Origin of the sequence: Paenibacillus sp. FSL k6-2145 (genome assembly GCF_037976585.1) — a bacterium.
Taxonomy (GTDB): Bacteria; Bacillota; Bacilli; order Paenibacillales; family Paenibacillaceae; genus Paenibacillus.
Genome location: NZ_CP150267.1, coordinates 1469286 through 1487629, shown reverse-complemented (window position 1 = coordinate 1487629; position 18344 = coordinate 1469286). Strand labels below are relative to the sequence as shown.

Sequence of the window (18344 nt, the reverse complement as noted above, 5' to 3'; positions counted from 1 at the left end):
ATGAATGCATCTGAAATCTTCTGGATTGTGCTTACATGCATATTGGGCATACAGTTGCTGTTCGCTCTATGGAACGTCTCCTGTCTGCCCAAAGTACGTTCATTCCGGGCAGACAAGATACAACCACCTGACCTGCTGGTCTCGGTTCTGATTCCAGCCAGAAATGAAAGACTACATATCGAAGGATGTCTTGAAAGTGTACTCGCGAGTGATACAACGGGATTCCGGATGGAAGTGCTGGTGCTGGATGATCGCTCCGAAGATGAGACAGCGGCCATGGTACAAGCGATTGCGGATCGCGATGCAAGTGTGCGTCTGCTGCATGGCGTCGATCTTCCCGAAGGCTGGATGGGGAAATCCCATGCGTGTCACAGATTGGTTCAGGAAGCCAAGGGAGAATGGTTTATGTTTGTAGATGCGGATGTACGTCTGGAGCCAATTGCCATTCGGCAGACTCTCGCGGCAGGATGTGAGCAGAGCGGGGGTGTGGTAACCGGTTTTCCTTATCAGGTAACGAAGACGTGGATGGAAAAGTTGGTTGTGCCGATGATGGTCTTCACCATCATCAGTCATCTGCCCATTTTTATGATACGCAGATCATCCAGTCCGATGTTTGTGGCCGCTACGGGGGCTTTTTTGTTGATTCATCGCTCCAGTTACGAAGCATCCGGCGGTCATGCTGCTATTCAGGCACATCTGGTGGATGACATGAGTCTTGCGAAAGCGGTCAAGCGTGCAGGTCATCCGGTGATGCTGACAGACGTGCATGACGTAACGAATACCCGCATGTATCAGAACGGGGCAGAAGTATGGAACGGATATAAGAAAAATATGTACGAAGGTATGGGACGTAAAGACGTACTGCTGCTTGGCACGATGTTCATGTATACACTGATGTATATTGTGCCCCCGCTAGGCTTGATTATTGGAATTATGATGGGCAGTTCGATGTTCATTCTGTATGGATTGATAGGAACATTACTTGGTATGGCTGTGAAAAGAGTAGCGGATCATGCTGGCGGACAACCCTGGTGGCTTGCCCTTCTGCAACCGGTCAGCATGGCCTGTGTCATTGCCATCGGACTTGCTTCCTGGCAGGCAGGCCGCTCCGGCCAGGGGTATGTATGGAAAGGTAGGCGGTACAGTTGAGAGGTAACGTCATTATTATCGGAGCAGGATTCGGAGGTCTGTCGTGTGCGATACGACTGGCTTCACAAGGTGTGCAGGTAACCATTCTGGAACGGCAGCAACACGTAGGTGGCAAGCTGCAGCAGATTGAGCGGGACGGGTATCATTTTGACCGGGGACCGAGCACAATCACGATGCCATCCACCTTTCGTTCAGTCTTCGACCATGCGGGAGTAGCAATGGAAGATTACGTACAGTTATATGAGTTAGAGCCCCGCACGCGTAATATATTCGCAGATGGCACAGTGGTAGATTTGTCAGGCAATCGCGGGTGGATGAAGGAGCAGATCGCGGCGTACAGTCCGGAGGATGCGGCCCGTTATGATGCGTTTATGGATGAGTCTGCTGCACTGTATGCGGAAGCCAATCGTCATTTTCTGGGTAAGTTGTTGCTGTCTCCTTCTGACAAATACAATCTTCAGATGCTGCGCAGCCTGCTCCGCGTGCGGCCAACGGTGAAGCTGGATAAGTTACTGCGTTCGTATTTCCAGCATCCACATACGCTGGCTATGTTCGGACGGTACGCGACCTATGTGGGATCATCGCCGTATCAATCGCCTTCCATCTTTGCCATGATGGGTCATGTGGAAGCAGAGGTGGGCATCTACGGAGTCAAAGGTGGAACCTATCAACTAATCGAAGGAATGACTCGTCTGGCACAGGAAAAAGGCGTACAAATTATTACAGGCATAGAGGTTCGGCAGATTGTTGTTCGGAATGGCAAAGTGGCTGGTGTGGATACGGATCAAGGCTTCCGAGAAGCCGATCAGGTAGTTGCCAATGGAGATGTACTTAGCGTGAATCGACTGCTGCTCGCACCGGAACATCGGAAAGAAATGAGTGATGCCCGTATACGGAAGTATGAGCCATCCATTTCGGGATTTGTGACGCTGGCGGGTGTGCGAAGACAATATGATGCACTGTTGCATCATACGGTTTTCTTCCCGGAACGTTATGAACCGGAGTTCGACCATATTTTCCGTGAACGTAAAATGCCTGCTGATCCCACAATCTACATCTGTTATTCCGGTTATTCGGAAGCAGGCATGGCCCCGGCGGGAGCCAGTAACCTATTCATTCTAGTCAATGCCCCCTACTTGTCGGATTCGTGGAATTGGGAGCAGCAGACGGAACGTTACGGTGCGTTTGTACTGGAACGATTGGAGGCGCGAGGAATTACCGGGTTGAACCAATCTGATGTGCTGATCCGATACACGCCGCGAGATATCGAACGGGATACCTTGGCGCATCAAGGTTCAATCTACGGTATCTCGTCCAACTCCGTGAAGCAGACCTTTATGCGTCCGGGCAACCGAAGCAAAGATGTACAAGGACTCTGGTACGTCGGCGGAACGACACATCCAGGCGGCGGAACCCCGATTGTGACATTGTCCGGACAGCTTGTTGGTGAGCAATTGGCATCGGAAATCTTGAGATAAGCTCGTTGTGCAGGATGATGGAGTGAAATGTATTCTGTTGATCAATGTGCGTGTGCATCGTCTGTGCTAACCAGCTTTGAAGGTGCGACGGAAGATCCGTGCTTTTGCGTAGGTGAAAATAGTGGTGCTCCGAGATTTAAGTGAGACATTTGGTGTCGGGGCATCCTTTCCATAGCCGGATTGGAACGTTATACTGGATAGAGTTATGCTGCAATGCTTATTTAGATGAATGTTTTTGTCTTTTGCATAAGACATATATACATAGAAGCAAGGAACAGGCAGGTTATCCTGTCGATCCGCACGATTCTCACATAGGAGGTCTCATCATGAATGAACAAGAGCGAGCCGGCGAACGGCTGCTTCCCGAAGTGGCTACGGGAGAACGGAAGCTGGAACACGTGCGCCTCTGTCTTGAGGAGAATGTGGCAGGAGAAGGGGTAACCAGCGGTATGGAGCGGTTTGCGTTTCGTCATCACCCACTGCCGGAACTGGATTTTGAAGAGGTGCATCTGGAGACTTCGTTTATTGGTAAAAAAGTACGTACACCCTTGCTCATCAGTTCGATGACGGGTGGAAGCAAAACAACGGGCGCCATCAATGAGCGCCTCGCCCGAGTAGCAAACGCCAGAGGCTGGGCGCTCGGCGTAGGTTCGATCCGGGCTGCCGTAGAACAGCCGGAACTCGCAAGTACCTTCGATGTGCGGCGCTGGGCACCGGACATCCCGGTCATTGCCAACCTGGGCGCGGTGCAGCTGAACTATGGCTTTACCACGGCTGATTTTCAGCGCGCCGTAGATATTGCGGGTGCGGACATGCTCGTGCTTCATCTGAACACGTTGCAGGAAGTTTTCCAGCCGGAGGGTAACACCAACTTCAGCGGATTATTTCAACGGATTGAAAACTTGTGTCGTGAGCTAGACGTACCTGTTGGCGTAAAAGAAGTAGGTTTTGGCATCGATGGTGTGACAGCTCAACGCCTATATGAAGCGGGTGTCGCGTTTATCGATGTGGCTGGTGCAGGCGGTACAAGTTGGGTACAGGTAGAGAAGTACCGCAACAATAACCCTGTACGCCGGGCGGCAGCTGAAGCTTTTGCCGACTGGGGCATTCCCACAGCGGAGTGTATTCAGGAAGTACGAGCGCTGAATCCTACTGGTGCCCTGATTGGCAGCGGTGGACTGTACACGGGCGTGGATGCGGCCAAAGCCCTCGCGCTCGGTGCGGATCTGGCTGGTTTTGGCCGATCTCTGCTCGAATCTGCGGTCGCTTCGGATGATGCGCTGGATGAGCGGCTGGAACAGGTGGAGTTCGAGCTGCGTACCGTGATGTTTGGTATCGGAGCTGGTCGGATTGAGGATTTGAAACAGACGTCACGTCTGGTGGAACGGCGGTAGAGTGAGGGTGGAAATGCAGGTGCGAACCCCAAGCTCACATGATTTCCCTGGGGGATTCGCACCTCGAATTTTGTCGAAAACATCGTTTTCGTGACCTTTTGGCAACAGAGGTATTTGGTGAAGGGTGTTTTTTATTACAAATTTTTCTATAATTTGGTATAATGATTGAGAATACGTGATAATGTTTGAATTTGATGACTTTATTACGTATTTTTTCGCAGTCGCACTCCGTGGAGTGCGTGGATTGAAATCATGCCGAACGGGATTTCAAACGCCAGACCAGTGCGTGGATTGAAATTCCTCGGGTCAACGCTGTTTGTGTCATCTATATTTGGTTCTGTATATGGGGTGCCAAATATAATCAAATCCTTACAAAGTCTTGTCTATCTAATGCTTTAGCATGGATAAGTACGTAAGACTTTTTTTGTTTTAATACAATTTAGAAGTTATGAGAATACAAAAAATCCGTCCAAAGAAAAATGAGGCCACTGAAGAACTTTACTTTTTCAAGTAGTGGATAACGTTTAGCCAAAAAAGAAGACATTTACACCCAAGTATTGGGAGTGATGTCTTCTTTTTTTGGCATTATTCGCTTGTGTTCTCTGTTCTCCTTACTCTGCTAACTTCAATATTCGTTTTAAATTTACAGCAAATATGGCCATTGCACCTTATAATTGCATGCCAAGTAAACCCGAGGATGTGGCTATATCATACCCGTGTCCATGCTTAAGTTCACTGTTCTTCGCTTCAATTTTGTAACGCTCTTTGGATTTCTTTTTGAAATATTCTGTTTCTTGAAATGCCATTTGTTTGGAATGTTCTTCCGATTTTATCGAAACGGAATATGTCTTGCTTTTCGCACCTTCTTTGTAGCAACCTTCCTTCAGTGCACAACGCACACATCGCTCTACATCAAAATAATAAGTATCTGTTTGGTTTTTACCGATAATTTCTTGCCTTGCCGAGCCTTGTGGACGGCCATATGCCCAGTTGGACACACATACAACCCTGCATCCTTGTTAAACAGAAACTCATCTTCCTTTTTACGGTTTCCTTGCGTAATCAGTGGCTTCAATTTCGCTACAAGTGCAATTTCATTTTTGTGGGTGTATACAATATTATCCCTCTCGGAATAAGCTGCGTCTCCAATGACTGTCTTCACCTGCATGCCAGCCGCTTTGATTTATTTGATTAATTCCTGTAATTTTTTTCCATCATTCTTCTCTCCTGTTGTGATAACGGCCGCTGTAATGATCCGCTCCTCAGTCATGGCCAGGTGTGTTTTCTATCCAAAGAAAGCAGAGTCTGCGCTCTTGTGTCCCACTCGTGCGTCGGGGGCTGCTGCCAGGCGAAGTTACTCGACGTCATCTGAGATCGTTTCTTTCAGCAGGTTCAGAGGCTCTAGAATTTTCGGTACTTGTGCGATCCCAGATTCGGTTTCAACGAAAGTGACAAGCTTCTGGCAATACTCTATTTCATCTTCGAGCTTTTTGCTTGTTGGTTTTGGCTGATTCATCCAAGGTATATATCGCTTTGCGCAACTTCCACGCACGGTCTTGTAGAATGTCTTGCGGTGACTTCTGGTTGTAGCGCGCTTTTGTATGCGTAGCATCGACGATAATGGCAGGGCTCTTCACAATACTCTGCTCGATCGCAAGCGTCACCGTTTTACCAATGAACATATCTTTCAATCGCAATTTCCGGAATTTGGTCAGAGAGCTGGAGTCAATAACAGAATCTTCCGGTGCCATACCGAGAAAATATTTAAACGACATGTCATACTTCGAGCGTTCAACGATGTCTACGTCAGACAGTTCAAAGATCGCTTTGAGCAGTAAATATTTAAACATGCGAATAGGATCAATGGCGTTACGTCCATTGTCCAAACAATATTTCGCTTCGAGTTCTTCATAAATGAAAGTAAAGTCCACGAGCTCTGATTTGACGGAGCATATTGTCCTTCGGAACGACGATGTCATACAGTACCGCATAAGGACTCAGGACTAAAGTTTGTTGTTGTCGAATCATCTGTTCTCACCTACTTTTCATGATAACTCAATTTTTCTTGAAAAACTGTACCTTTTTCTAAATTAGAACTTTTTCAGTGGCCTCAAGAAAAATGGATGGATTTTTTATGTTTCTCTTTAAAAGTGAGAAAGCGTTACGCTCCGTTGACAATGTTTAGCCCAGTTTTTTTTTTACCCATCATCATCCGGTATGTACGCTAACACATCTGAAAGAGTAAAGTCATTTCCTGTCATTTCCTGCAGATTGTTCAAAAAACTAAATACTGGAATCAGACAGATGATTGGGGTGACCTAGCCGAATGCAAAAGCGGAATCCGCTTTTTGTCAGTATTTTTTTACTTTGCAGTTAATGAAGCAGGGGCGGAGGTTAATTCGATATCTTTCCATTGACCGTCAATTTGTGCCCTAAACTTTGCACGAACTACCAAAGTATATGTCCCAGGAGTTTTTAACTCTAGTACATTTTGTGGCGAAGGTACATACTCACTACCATCATAACTATAACTGCCCCCCGATTTGATGGATGTGCTGATTCCAATACCATTTACTATCGAATTTTCTGTTCCAAGATCTATAGCCTTCTCTTTTTCATCAAAAAGAGTATAGGTAAACATATTTACTCCATGCTCCAATTGAATCGTATCTGTACCTTTATTCCGTAAGAAGGCCTCTACATTAAACGGTTCATTAATTTTGACCTCAGTTGGTGCATCTACATCCAGAAGGAAAAGCGGCTTATTATTCGCTTCGTTAAATGAACAGCCTGAAATAACGAATAGGAGCAAAGGGGCGATCAACTTCAGCATACCCGCAGTTTTCATCTTTAACAGCCTCCGATCGATTAGTTGATATATATTTGACGCTATATTCAGTAAGGATGTTGCAATACGATCGCGCAGATCTTCAATTGTTTTATTCATTACTAACCAGCTGACGGTCAGAGCGGAAAGTATATAAAACACATTTTATACTATTTTTTTGTATTTTATGGAACATTTTGCTTGGAAGCAACGTTATTAAAAGTATACCTGGAAAAAAGTTGAGGTATGTGTTGTGCCCCTGCTGCATATCCAGGAAATTTTTTGTTGAAAAGGAGTTGGTTTAAGAATGAAAAGAAAGCTGATCTCAATTGCTACAACGTTTACCATGTCAATAATGCTTTTATCTTCTTCAGCTTTTGCAAATGGTCCTGAACTTGGGGGGGTTCCGAATCCTGCTTCAAATCATTTTGAAATACCCATTGATGCCGGACCTGCTCCAGTTAATACAGTTGCGGTAGCTCAGGATTCCGAGGGTAAGGAGTTTTCCCTGGCACAGAATGATCGTGTCCAATTGCAGGAATACATTGCTGCTAACTTTAAAGATGCTTATGCTGGAGCGTATACCGAAGAAGATGGAACCAATGTAATACTTCTAACTAGCGAAAGCAAAGCTAAAAGCCTTGCGGGTAATAACCTCGAAACAGTGCTGAAGAGTAAAAGCAAAAAGACAGATAAACTGAAATTCAAATATGTAAAGTACAGCGAAAATGAACTTTACGAGGGAAAGGAAAAAATATTTAAAAATGCGGAATCTTTAGACCTTGAAGCCGTGGGAATCGATACCACACAGAATAAAGTCAATGTTTACATTACGCAAGAGAATTTAGATAGCAAAAAGGACGAGATTGTAAGCAACTATTTAAATGAAGATATGATTAATTGGATAGTTGGCGATGTTGAAATTAAAGACAATGCTTATGATTTATTCCCAGGTGAACGTATTGAAAGATACGTTGATGGAAATTCCTGGGGAGTGTGTAGTCTTGGTTTTAATGGAAGAGCGAGTGGAAATGATGTTGGTGTGACTGCAGGACACTGTTCAAACGGCACATACTATGATTTGTCAGATGGATCAGCTTCTATTGGTACAATGTCAAATGCAAATAATAGCTCAAGTTCGAGCTATGATGCTGGTTTTGTGAAATATGTATCAGGAGTGAAGCCAAGTGTATTCCTTAACGGAAGTACAATGACCGTTGGTACTACTGATTATTCCGGGGCGTATAGACAAGTCGGTGATTACGTTAAAATTCATGCTACTTCTAAAGGTGGCACGGGTACTTCCCTTTTGAAAGTAATAGATTCTGATCTAAGTATTCCTGGAAACCCAATGCATTTAGTGAGAACTGAGTACGGTGGGCTAATCGGTGGTGATAGTGGAGGCTTGGTGTATTCCATCGCAAACAATGGAGTAAAAAGTTATGCTCGCGTAGAAGGGATTTATAAAGGGAATTATCTTTATAATGGTACAAAGACAGGAGAAGTTTTTTCGAAATATAGTTATGTCTATGATGGTTTAGGAATGTCAGGGGTTTATACGGATAACAGTTATTAAGCAACGAATTACAGAGTATAATCATTGAGTGTTTGGTATAACCATAGATCGTAATCAGAAGCTTAGTATTAACTAAGCTTCTTTTTTTTTGTGCCATGCATGGCGATTAACTAGGCGGAGAAAGTCCGCTGTGGTGGTTTGTAGTTACAAACCACGTATTGAGAGCATGAATTGAAATACTTTTGACTGGGTTACCATGAAGTTTCCTCCCGTAGTCAGAGTGCCATAATGTGAACTCGTACTTAGCCGTACTAAACATGGCTAAATACGGGTTCACATTTATCAGGAGTCAGTAACAATACAAAAATCCGTCCAAAGTAAAAATGGACGGATTTTTTTGATTTTCTTTAAAAGTGACATTTCGCTCCATTGAAAATGTTTGTCCAGTATGTTTTTTTACCCCTTATCATCATCCGGTATGTACTCTAACACATCGGTTAGAGTGTAGTCATTCCCTGTCATTACCCGCAGAGTGTTCACGATATTATTCAAGGTATCTAAATCAAGTCTTTTCGTCTTTCCTTCGCACAAATCATATATAAGGTTTGGTCTTACTTTTGCTTCCCTGGCCAGTGCATTTTTAGTGACGCTGGCTGCCTCTAAAGTGTCGCCCAATCTTATTTTTATAGACATAGCCAATTCCACCTTTCACTTTAATGATAACCTAACGTTAAATGTTTTAAAATAATCACTTTACGTTTATCGTTAAACGATATAAAATTAGAGCATTATCATCAATAGACGTTAAACTTTTGGCGTTAAATTATTTGTGGTTCTGAATCAAAATCAATAATGTTTTAAATTTACCTAATGGTTATTTCTCATAGTGATTATGAATATTGAGTCTCATTCTTTTTAAGGGAGGGCAATAGTGTCATGAAAATCTCAAACCATTTTGAACGTGCTTTGTTAACCCTCGACACCTTTGACCAAGATTGAGAGATGTATATTTACCAAGGTTATGTCATGAATGAGCGCTATATCATTTATGTAGATGAAGGTACGTTATGGCTTCGGCATGTACAGAGAGTTACACATACAGAGCATTTATATATTGATGGAGATACTGGAGGGTTAGTCCTGGCTTAGCATATTACAGGGAATGCAAGAGAGATGCTAGAATCAATCGTGGACAGATTGAGTGGTATGGATGCTTTGACATTTCTCACGGATGTCTTATTGTGGACTCCCGACGTGTGGATATGAATTTGATGCTTGATCGCATACTATGACAAAGGCTCTCTGGTCCTCTTTCAGGCTTTTTTTACAACATTTTAAGCAAAGCAGATAAATATCATTATAATAAAAGTAAATTATTTACAAGTAAAATATTGATATTAAATTCAAAAATATAGTATTATTTTATTGACCATTGCTTAATTTCGCTTGGAAAGGTGGTGTACCTTTGAACTCAGTAGCCACAATACGTGATCATTTAGCAGACTACTTAAAAACGAACCATATGACACTCAATCAATTCTCTGAGATATCGGGAATCAACTCAGGGACGTTGAGTGGTACGCTGAACGGGCTGCGTACCATTGGCATGCAGCAGTTGGATCGACTAACTGCCGGGATGGGTTTAACAGAGGGTTACTTCTATGAATTATACATACATGAGTGTTTTGTACATACAAGCCCGGATTGGCGAAGACTGGGGCCTTTTTTATACCGTTGTGCCGAACTCGGTAAGGTCGATTATATGGAAGAAGCCGTTAATCTAATTATGGATAATCTTTCCTATGCACCGCTTTTGTTCGAGTTGGCTGAACAGTTATATCGTGAAGGGAAGTTAGAAGCGGCCAAGCCCTTGTATGTATGTGTAGCCGAGGGTGAGAAAATGCAACATTCTGAACGGTTGGCTCTAAGTCAGTATCGTTTGTTCACAATCGGGCTTTCCAAGGATCAGATGAGTAATCTTGCACTTGCTACCCAGTTCGAGTTTTTTGTAGATCGGCTAGACGAGCCTTACCAGCTGGATGGACTGAACGATCTGATGAATGTGTATGCTTCATTGCGCCAATGGGATAAGGTGAGGAGCCTTGCTGATCAGTTAAAGTTAAAAGCAATGATCCATTATGAATTGAAGAAAAAAGTAAATGTAGCGGAAGATAACCCTAAAAAGCAAATTATATTCTATGTTTTATACGCTTATTTGATGCTTGGAGAGGCTTGTTTTTATTATGAAGAATATGGAGAAGCACTTCAGTATGTTTCGTTGTACACCGATTATAGTTGGATAAATGATCCGAGCGAAGAGGAAACCGTTGTTACTCGTCAGTTCGAGGAATGGGCAGAAGGCAATCGATATCTATATGAACTAATGTCAGGTAAAACAGAGGTTATCCAAAGTTATATGAACTATATCTCGGAGAGAGAAAATGAGATCTTTCCTGCTTTGTGTGCGATTGTAAATGCAGCGAATCGGTATGATATGAACATTTCTTCAATTCTTGAAAAGTATCAATCTTATTTCATGTATCAGGACCAAAGCAGTCGTATTGGAAAAATCAGCGAGCAATATACGAATGATCAATATGGTACTTTGCTTGTGGGCCTAGGTACATACTATTTAAAACATCAAGATTATAACAGAGGATTTGAGTTGATTCTTAACGGTTTGGATTTTGCAAATAAAATTAAGAATAAAGATAGTATTCTAGAGTGTATAAAAATATTTGAAGAATTTCGGTATTGTGCAGTCGAAGAAGCTAAACTACGATACAAAAAAATGATTCGGGAGGTTTGATGACGAATGAAGACGAAATTGGCAATATTGATAGTTACATGCAGTATCACAGTAGGTGTAGTTTTTCCTACTACTCAACCCACCCCCGTTGAAAAAGACCGTCCAGTAATCGTGACAATTAATGGCCACGGTACAGGGAGTTAACCAGCATTTCTGAAAATACGCTTTTGAATATGAGCTGCTCCCTCAAGTAGAATGGTGAATTGTCTACGTTGAAGGGAGCTTTTTCGTGTTGGAGTTCGCCTAATTTCCTACTAATTAGCAGAATGGACTAGAATGTTACAACAGGGAGGGGTGAATATGGATTGTGGTGAGCTCAAGTTGCAGATCGAAGCAGCGAGACAAAAGCTCTATCAACTCAAGATGGACTATGGAAATCTGCTTCATCCTCATGTTATACAGCAATCTATGGTCCTGGATGATCTAATTAATCAATACAATCAGGTTAAAATAAAAAAGCCGATGGAATAATTCAATCGACTTTGGGCGAGGAACTTTGGCGGGTCGCTCGCCCCTATATTTTAACATAAGTCCACAGATCGAAGTATCGTTATTACATACATTCATCTTTCACGGTGATATTCTCAAATTTAAATCGTCAGAATAACTTCATGCGCTAAGTGGGAGAACAGGATACAATAAGATACTAGTAGTGCAAATAGGACTGCACAGAGATCTTACATAATGAAGATCAATCAGAATAAGGAGGGAAATAACATGGAGCTATCCCCAATGAATCAGGAAGATTATGCGAGTTTTCGCATTCGATCGATTAAGGATTTTGCACAGGAGAAAGTAGAAGCAGGCACCTGGGCTGAGGAAGAGGCGCAGCAACTGGCGGAGGAATCTTATGAACGTTATCTGCCAGAAGGCTTGAACACACCCGGAGCGTACCTTTACAATCTGGTACATCCTGTGGACGGCAATGTAGGGTATATCTGGTTTAATATCACGGATAATCGTCGTGGAAAAGATGCTTTTTTGCTGGATATTGTGGTTGAAGAAGCACACCGTGGTAAGGGATACGGAACAGAGACAATGCAGGCGCTTGAACAGACGGCCTTGAGTCTTGGCGTGGATCGCATTGGTTTGCATGTCTTTGGACATAATGTGCGGGCGAGCAGCCTGTATCGCAAGATGGGATATGAGGTAACGGATCTGACGATGTATAAGGAAATCAAAGGTTAATCTGATGGCGGATAATCTAAGCCACTGGCTGGTTTTGGCCGACCTCTGATCGAATCCGGGGGCGCATCAGATGATGCGCTGAATGAGCGGTTGGAACAGGTCGAATTTGAGCTGCGTACCGTGATGTTTGGCATTGGCGTTGGTCGGATTCCCTTGACGTCGATAAATATGCGGTTGGTAGTGCTGAGATCGCATGGCATGGTACGAACATCTTCACTGTGATGCCTGAAATGTGGGTAACTCCAGAATCTGATTGGAAACAAGCCGGTAAATCGTCTGTCGAAGAAATGTGGAACGAAAAGCTTATGACGATCACATCGAAAGACGGTCTGTATCAAGGTAAGCTGGACGCTCTTATCGCGATTGATCTTGCTGATCCTAACGATCCGAACCTTGGGTTGATTGCGCCAACCAATACGCTCAAATGGTTCAATAACCGACCTGATGTCACGAACTTGATGGTCAAAGATCAGAAAAACAGTTACGTTTTGTATTTCAAAGGTGGGTCGGTGTTCAACAAAGATCCCAAGAAATATAACTCTTATGATTATTTGAAATTCCGGGTCGATGGATTTGATAGTCCTGATTACGATGCCTTTACTGAAAAAGGGGTGCTGAATATGACCGCCCGTGTCTATCGAAATAACCGAACCGACACCCCTGCCGTAATCATTCCAAAAACAGGAACTGTACAAACCAGCGGGAATTTGGATATCCATCTGCAAACCCCTGCGGGTGGAAGTCTGTTCTCTGAAACCATTCCTCTCAGTTTGCGGGGAACTCGCTAATGAAAAAAATCCGATGACAACTACTGATTGTCGGGCTCAGCAAACTGCTCCTATCGAGCAGTTTACTGAGTTCAATTTATAGTGTAGCCGTTATTGAGATAGTTCTTCAGGGAAAAGCTTAAAAATTGGCATCTAAGTTTTTATTATGTGTGCCCATGTTCACATAATAATGTTTTACTGCTTAAACGGAGCGAGTATCGATATTACATACATTCATCTTTCACAGTTATATTTTCATTGGTTACAGTAACGTATGAATTGCCGGACAAGTATTCCGTATAACCGCAAACCATTTTGTTATAGGTTTTACCGCGGCTGTCCGTAAACTCCAAGGAGACGGTTCCCTCTCCGGAAAGATTCAGCTGTGGGGCGAATTTCACGTTTGCTCCGTTGGGAATATCCTTTTTGAATATGTAGGTGGAGCCACTTTCGTTGTTGTTAGATGAGTTGTCGCCTTGGACTAGGCTAGCCTGAATATGGGTGAGGTCATAGTCGGATTGATTGTGGATCGTGATCCTTAAGTGGCGAAATGGATCGATTGCATTCAGAAAGCTCATAAAAGCGACGATGACGATTCCGAGTATGATAGCGGACAAGATAATCATTTTCTTTTTGGAGAATCGGCGACCTGTGTTCAATATGATCCACTCCTTTCCTTCATGAGGTATAAACGGTTCAAAGAGATCAATAGTTATAAACAAAATGGATAATATGAAACTCAAATTTAAATCGTCAGAATAACTTCATGCGCTAAGCGGGAGAACAGGATACAATAAGATACTAGTAGTGCAAAAAAAGTTTGCACGGAGATCATACATAGAACACTTAATTGAGGAGGGAAACAACATGGAACTATCCCCAATGAATCAGGAAGATTATGCGAGTTTTCGCATTCGCTCCATTAAGGATTTTGCAGAAGAAAAAGTAGAAGCGGGCACCTGGGCTGAGGAAGAGGCGCAGCGACTGGCGGAGGAATCTTATGAACGTTATCTGCCAGAAGGCTTGAACACACCCGGAGCGTACCTTTACAATCTGGTGCATCCTGTGGACGGCAATGTGGGGTATATCTGGTTTAATATTACGGATAATCGTCGTGGGAAAGATGCTTTTTTGCTGGATATTGTGGTTGAAGAAGCACACCGTGGTAAGGGATACGGAACAGAGACAATGCAGGCGCTTGAACAGACGGCCTTGAGTCTTGGCGTGGATCGCATTGGTTTGCATGTCTTTGGACATAATGTGCGGGCGAGCAGCCTGTATCGCAAGATGGGATATGAGGTAACGGATCTGACGATGTATAAGGAAATCAAAGGGTAAACCTAATAGCGGATATTCTAGGCAAAACTTAAGATCTGCGCAAAACGAATTATCTGCATTAACCGGGGATTTCGGGAAGCGGATGGGACTCTGGTCGAATTGGCGAAGTTCCTTGATGCCTTGAGGTTTGTCATATATAATGTATAGGATTATCCATACCGAACAAGTAATCAATGAGGAGTTGTCATATACATGGCTTTGAAAGCTGGAATCGTGGGTTTGCCTAACGTTGGTAAATCTACATTGTTTAACGCAATTACACAAGCAGGTGCCGAATCGGCAAACTATCCGTTCTGTACGATTGACCCTAACGTGGGGATCGTTGAAGTACCAGATGAGCGTTTGGACAAACTGACAGAACTCGTTGTACCTAAGAAAACAGTACCAACGGCGTTTGAGTTTGTAGATATCGCTGGTCTTGTTCGTGGTGCGAGCAAAGGCGAAGGTCTTGGTAACAAGTTCCTTGCCCACATCCGTGAAGTAGACGCGATTGTACACGTGGTACGTTGCTTTGTAGATGAGAACATTACACACGTTGATGGCAAAATTGACCCGGTAAGCGACATCCAGACGATCAATCTGGAGCTGATCCTGGCCGATATCGAGAGTGTTGAGAAGAAAATCGATCGCTCCAAGAAAAACATGAAGGGCGGCAACAAGACTGCCTCTCAAGAAGTAGAAGTATTGGAGAGAGTGAAGGCTGTTCTGTACGATGACAAGCCGGCACGCAGCATGGAACTTACCGATGATGAGCTTCTGATCATACGTGATCTGCACTTGCTTACCCTGAAGCCTGTTCTGTACGCAGCCAATGTAGCTGAGGACGAAATCGGTGATGTGGCAAACAATGCTTATGTGCAAAAAGTAAGGGAATTCGCAGCTGCTGAAAATGCAGAAGTGGTGCCAATCAGCGCGAAGGTTGAAGAAGAAATTTCTGAGCTGGAAGGCGAAGATAAACAAATGTTCCTGGAAGAACTCGGTATCGAGGATTCCGGTCTGAACCTGTTGATCAAAGCGGCTTACAAATTGCTCGGTCTGTACACATACTTCACAGCAGGTGTGCAGGAAGTTCGTGCGTGGACAATCCGTAAAGGAACGAAAGCACCAGGCGCAGCGGGTGTTATTCACACCGACTTCGAACGTGGATTCATCCGTGCAGAAGTTGTTTCCTACGATGATCTGGTTGCAGCGGGTTCCATGAACGGTGCCAAAGAGCGCGGACAACTTCGCCTTGAAGGTAAAGAGTACGTTGTAAATGACGGCGACGTTATGCACTTCCGTTTCAACGTATAAGTTGTTACACCTTTATATGTAGATTCAATAACCAAAACCCTACGATCTTCTCGTGAAGATTGTAGGGTTTTTAGTATCGATGTATGAGGCCACTTCAATCGTAATGTACTTATGTACTCTTCAGTTCATATGAGGTTTGCTTAGTTACCAACAATAGTCTTGAAAGAATAGTGTTCTTTATTTATATCAAACGAATCCGCAAGCATTCTTTCGCCATTTCTAGCTTGATTAAGAAGATCGGGGTCTAATTCAGCTATGAGCAACTCAACGTTGTCTTGCGAGGCATCAATTATATTATCACCTAGAGGGTTCCATACACCGCTATGTCCACACGTATCCCAGACTCCGGTTGTTCCAACGTGATTACACATCGCTGTAAATATCGTATTATCCAGAGCGCGGGCAGGAAACCATACTCGTGACTCTTTGTACCCCATTCCTTTACTAAAAAGAGAGCTACCCATATATAAATGACAGCCATGTTGTGCTAAAAGACGAGAATGTTCAGGAAAACCTGCGTCATAACAGATGGCCATCCCAATATTCCAGTTCTTTAATTTAATGATGACCTGCTCATTATTGGTTGAAAAGATTTCCTTTTCGGTCTGAAATAAATGAGACTTGTCATAAACACCTACTTCCTTTCCATTGGAATCTATTATAATTGAAGAGATGAACACATCCTCGCCTCTTCTTGCAGGGGTTCCGATGATTGACCAAATGCCGTACTTTTTGCATGCTTGACGCAACTTTTCAATCCTCGCATCATTAATGGAGAGTGTATATTCAGTTAAATTGGATTCTACGATTTCTGGCACATATCCCGTCAGATATTTTTCTGGAAACATGATAATATCGGCATGCTCTTTTCCAGCTTCTTCAATCATCTCATAAGCCCTATTAACGTTCTCTTCAATATTTCCGTTGATCGAGGAACATTGCGCCAGAGCAATCTTTAATTTTTCTGTTGGAAAAACAGCTGGTGTTAAGTTCATATCATCCATTTCCTCCTAAACTAAAATATCAAAACTATGAATTATAGAGTCCCTTGTATATATTTTACAACATCAGAAATAAACTTGAATGATCTATTTGTTACAAACATTTCCGGTAGGATGATCCATGAGCAGGATGGCAACGTGTGAAGGTTGAAAAATTTGCAACACAAAAATTAGTTCATCTGCATGCGGAACAGTTACTATTCAGAACCATAAGAATATGCTATAATTAAGAGTCGTATACCACGTTAAAATTCGCGCTGTAACAGATGAGCTGAAGCGGGTTTCATACAGGGTACACGATTTCTTGATATCACTTTAAAAGTAAAGGATTTGATGACGTTGTAGCGATGTTATACGTCGATCATACATGAATGTGAATACATGCTGCGGTCAGGGGATTCGGTGAGAATCCTGTGCGTTGTGGAATATAGATTATAGATGTAATTAATGTTGAATTGAAATAAGTATTGAAAATAATGCGTGAGGTGACTATACATGTTGGATAAATTACAGGCGTTAGCCGACCGTTATGACAAGTTGAGCGAGCTTTTGTGTGATCCGGATGTGGCAAGTGACAACAAAAAGCTGCGGGAATACTCCAAAGAACAATCCGATCTGCAACCGACTTATGAAGCGTACAATGAATACAAACAGGTAAGTCAGGATCTCGAAGCTGCGAAGGAAATGCAGGGTGAGAAACTGGATGATGAGATGCGCGAAATGGTCAAAATGGAAATTGACGAACTGAGCACTCGCCAGAAGGAACTGGACGAATTGATTCGTGTACTCATGCTACCAAAAGATCCGAATGACGACAAAAACGTTATTGTTGAGATTCGCGGAGCAGCTGGTGGAGATGAAGCAGCGTTGTTTGCAGCAGATCTGTATCGGATGTACACACGTTATGCAGATGCACAAGGCTGGCGTGTAGAGCTGATGGACGTGAACACAAATGATCTCGGTGGATTCAAAGAGGTTGTTTTCTTGATCAACGGACGCGGCGCATACAGCAAAATGAAATACGAAAGCGGCGCACACCGTGTACAGCGTATTCCAACAACCGAATCCGGCGGACGTATTCATACGTCAACTTCGACGGTTGCGGTTATGCCTGAAGCCGAAGATTTTGATATTGAAATTCATGACAAAGACATTCGTGTTGATACGTTCTGTTCCAGTGGTGCCGGTGGACAATCGGTTAATACCACGAAATCCGCAGTACGGGTAACGCACGTTCCAACGGGAATCGTGGCGACATGTCAGGATGGAAAATCACAGAACTCCAACAAGGAAAAAGCATTGCAGGTTCTGCGTACACGTATATTCGATATGAAACGTATGGAAGAGGAAGCAAAGATCTCTGTTGAGCGGAAGAGCAAAGTGGGAACGGGCGACCGCAGTGAGCGTATTCGTACGTACAACTTCCCGCAAAGCCGTGTGACGGATCACCGTATCGGCCTGACGATGCACAAGCTGGATCAGGTGATGAACGGAGAGATTGAAGATATTCTGTCTGCACTGACCATTGCTCAGCAGACTGAGATGATGGATAGAGGAGAATAATCTGTGACCCGCGCGCAGTTT

15 protein-coding genes and 2 pseudogenes are annotated in these 18344 nt (G+C 43.5%); 12 read left to right on the top strand and 5 right to left on the bottom strand.

Annotated features, from left to right (window positions below; all coding sequences use genetic code 11):
- The 3 genes from NZ043_RS06600 to fni all read left to right on the top strand — a co-directional run bounded on the left by NZ043_RS06600 (nucleotide 1) and on the right by fni (nucleotide 4021).
- Nucleotides 1–1149 carry a glycosyltransferase family 2 protein gene (locus tag NZ043_RS06600; RefSeq protein ID WP_091036260.1) on the top strand — a complete coding sequence of 383 codons (1149 nt, stop codon included), beginning with the start codon at nucleotides 1–3 and terminating at the stop codon, nucleotides 1147–1149.
- Complete coding sequence (gene crtI / locus NZ043_RS06595; protein WP_091036264.1) at nucleotides 1146–2627, top strand: phytoene desaturase family protein; 1482 nt, start codon at nucleotides 1146–1148, stop codon at nucleotides 2625–2627. Before NZ043_RS06600 ends, crtI begins: the two co-directional genes overlap by 4 nt.
- Nucleotides 2628–2953: 326 nt before the next feature.
- Entirely contained in the window at nucleotides 2954–4021 is a 1068-nt protein-coding gene (gene fni / locus NZ043_RS06590) for a type 2 isopentenyl-diphosphate Delta-isomerase (RefSeq protein WP_133386111.1), read from the top strand.
- A 668-nt stretch (nucleotides 4022–4689) separates the two neighbouring features.
- On the opposite strand, the pseudogene NZ043_RS06585 reads toward fni, so the two are convergent.
- Nucleotides 4690–6049, bottom strand: a pseudogene (locus NZ043_RS06585) (IS1182 family transposase).
- Nucleotides 6050–6383: 334 nt separating this feature from the next.
- The gene (locus NZ043_RS06580) at nucleotides 6384–6869 is read right to left on the bottom strand and encodes a hypothetical protein (protein WP_133386110.1); all 486 of its coding nucleotides are present in this window, start codon (nucleotides 6867–6869) and stop codon (nucleotides 6384–6386) included.
- Nucleotides 6870–7155: 286 nt separating this feature from the next.
- On the opposite strand from NZ043_RS06580, the gene NZ043_RS06575 reads away from it, so the two are divergent.
- On the top strand, nucleotides 7156–8424 hold the full coding sequence (locus tag NZ043_RS06575) for a hypothetical protein (protein ID WP_133386109.1): 1269 nt from the start codon (nucleotides 7156–7158) through the stop codon (nucleotides 8422–8424).
- A gap of 396 nt (nucleotides 8425–8820) precedes the next feature.
- On the opposite strand, the gene NZ043_RS06570 is transcribed toward NZ043_RS06575, so the two are convergent.
- A complete protein-coding gene (locus NZ043_RS06570; RefSeq protein ID WP_133386108.1) occupies nucleotides 8821–9057 on the bottom strand; it encodes a helix-turn-helix transcriptional regulator in 237 nt (78 codons plus the stop codon).
- Between the two features lie 772 nt (nucleotides 9058–9829).
- Between NZ043_RS06570 and NZ043_RS06565 the strand changes: the two genes are divergently transcribed.
- The 5 genes and pseudogenes from NZ043_RS06565 (at nucleotide 9830) to NZ043_RS06545 (ending at nucleotide 13149) form a co-directional block, all read left to right on the top strand.
- Nucleotides 9830–11173, top strand: coding sequence for a transcriptional regulator (locus NZ043_RS06565; protein ID WP_339311092.1), 1344 nt, complete (start codon nucleotides 9830–9832; stop codon nucleotides 11171–11173).
- Between the two features lie 300 nt (nucleotides 11174–11473).
- Entirely contained in the window at nucleotides 11474–11644 is a 171-nt protein-coding gene (locus NZ043_RS06560; RefSeq protein WP_133386107.1) for an aspartyl-phosphate phosphatase Spo0E family protein, read from the top strand.
- 246 nt (nucleotides 11645–11890) lie between these two features.
- On the top strand, nucleotides 11891–12361 hold the full coding sequence (locus tag NZ043_RS06555; RefSeq protein ID WP_100528395.1) for a GNAT family N-acetyltransferase: 471 nt from the start codon (nucleotides 11891–11893) through the stop codon (nucleotides 12359–12361).
- Nucleotides 12362–12385: 24 nt separating this feature from the next.
- Nucleotides 12386–12583 (top strand): annotated as a pseudogene (locus NZ043_RS06550) (hypothetical protein); the annotation flags it as partial.
- A gap of 83 nt (nucleotides 12584–12666) precedes the next feature.
- Nucleotides 12667–13149, top strand: a complete 483-nt coding sequence (locus NZ043_RS06545) for a hypothetical protein (RefSeq protein WP_339311089.1) — start codon at nucleotides 12667–12669, stop codon at nucleotides 13147–13149.
- Between the two features lie 203 nt (nucleotides 13150–13352).
- Here the strand turns inward: NZ043_RS06545 and NZ043_RS06540 are convergent, their stop codons facing one another.
- Nucleotides 13353–13787, bottom strand: coding sequence for a hypothetical protein (locus NZ043_RS06540; protein WP_339311087.1), 435 nt, complete (start codon nucleotides 13785–13787; stop codon nucleotides 13353–13355).
- A gap of 208 nt (nucleotides 13788–13995) precedes the next feature.
- Between NZ043_RS06540 and NZ043_RS06535 the strand changes: the two genes are divergently transcribed.
- Both NZ043_RS06535 and ychF read left to right on the top strand, forming a co-directional pair.
- The gene (locus NZ043_RS06535) at nucleotides 13996–14466 is read left to right on the top strand and encodes a GNAT family N-acetyltransferase (protein ID WP_133386104.1); all 471 of its coding nucleotides are present in this window, start codon (nucleotides 13996–13998) and stop codon (nucleotides 14464–14466) included.
- 192 nt (nucleotides 14467–14658) lie between these two features.
- Nucleotides 14659–15759, top strand: coding sequence for a redox-regulated ATPase YchF (gene ychF, locus NZ043_RS06530; RefSeq protein WP_062836948.1), 1101 nt, complete (start codon nucleotides 14659–14661; stop codon nucleotides 15757–15759).
- Between the two features lie 140 nt (nucleotides 15760–15899).
- Here ychF and NZ043_RS06525 read toward each other — a convergent pair whose 3' ends face one another.
- Entirely contained in the window at nucleotides 15900–16754 is an 855-nt protein-coding gene (locus NZ043_RS06525) for a carbon-nitrogen hydrolase family protein (protein ID WP_339311085.1), read from the bottom strand.
- A 501-nt stretch (nucleotides 16755–17255) separates the two neighbouring features.
- Here NZ043_RS06525 and prfA point away from each other — a divergent pair.
- Nucleotides 17256–18323, top strand: a complete 1068-nt coding sequence (prfA, locus tag NZ043_RS06520; protein WP_091036276.1) for a peptide chain release factor 1 — start codon at nucleotides 17256–17258, stop codon at nucleotides 18321–18323.
- Nucleotides 18324–18344: the final 21 nt, after the last annotated feature.

Coding starts and splice junctions, on each gene's coding strand:
- NZ043_RS06600 (WP_091036260.1), top strand. CDS start 1: ATGAATGCATCTGAAATCTTCTGGATTGTGCTTACATGCATATTGGGC.
- fni (WP_133386111.1), top strand. CDS start 2,954: ATGAATGAACAAGAGCGAGCCGGCGAACGGCTGCTTCCCGAAGTGGCT.
- NZ043_RS06580 (WP_133386110.1), bottom strand. CDS start 6,869: ATGAAAACTGCGGGTATGCTGAAGTTGATCGCCCCTTTGCTCCTATTC.
- NZ043_RS06575 (WP_133386109.1), top strand. CDS start 7,156: ATGAAAAGAAAGCTGATCTCAATTGCTACAACGTTTACCATGTCAATA.
- NZ043_RS06570 (WP_133386108.1), bottom strand. CDS start 9,057: ATGTCTATAAAAATAAGATTGGGCGACACTTTAGAGGCAGCCAGCGTC.
- NZ043_RS06560 (WP_133386107.1), top strand. CDS start 11,474: ATGGATTGTGGTGAGCTCAAGTTGCAGATCGAAGCAGCGAGACAAAAG.
- NZ043_RS06555 (WP_100528395.1), top strand. CDS start 11,891: ATGGAGCTATCCCCAATGAATCAGGAAGATTATGCGAGTTTTCGCATT.
- NZ043_RS06545 (WP_339311089.1), top strand. CDS start 12,667: ATGACGATCACATCGAAAGACGGTCTGTATCAAGGTAAGCTGGACGCT.
- NZ043_RS06535 (WP_133386104.1), top strand. CDS start 13,996: ATGGAACTATCCCCAATGAATCAGGAAGATTATGCGAGTTTTCGCATT.
- ychF (WP_062836948.1), top strand. CDS start 14,659: ATGGCTTTGAAAGCTGGAATCGTGGGTTTGCCTAACGTTGGTAAATCT.
- NZ043_RS06525 (WP_339311085.1), bottom strand. CDS start 16,754: ATGAACTTAACACCAGCTGTTTTTCCAACAGAAAAATTAAAGATTGCT.
- prfA (WP_091036276.1), top strand. CDS start 17,256: ATGTTGGATAAATTACAGGCGTTAGCCGACCGTTATGACAAGTTGAGC.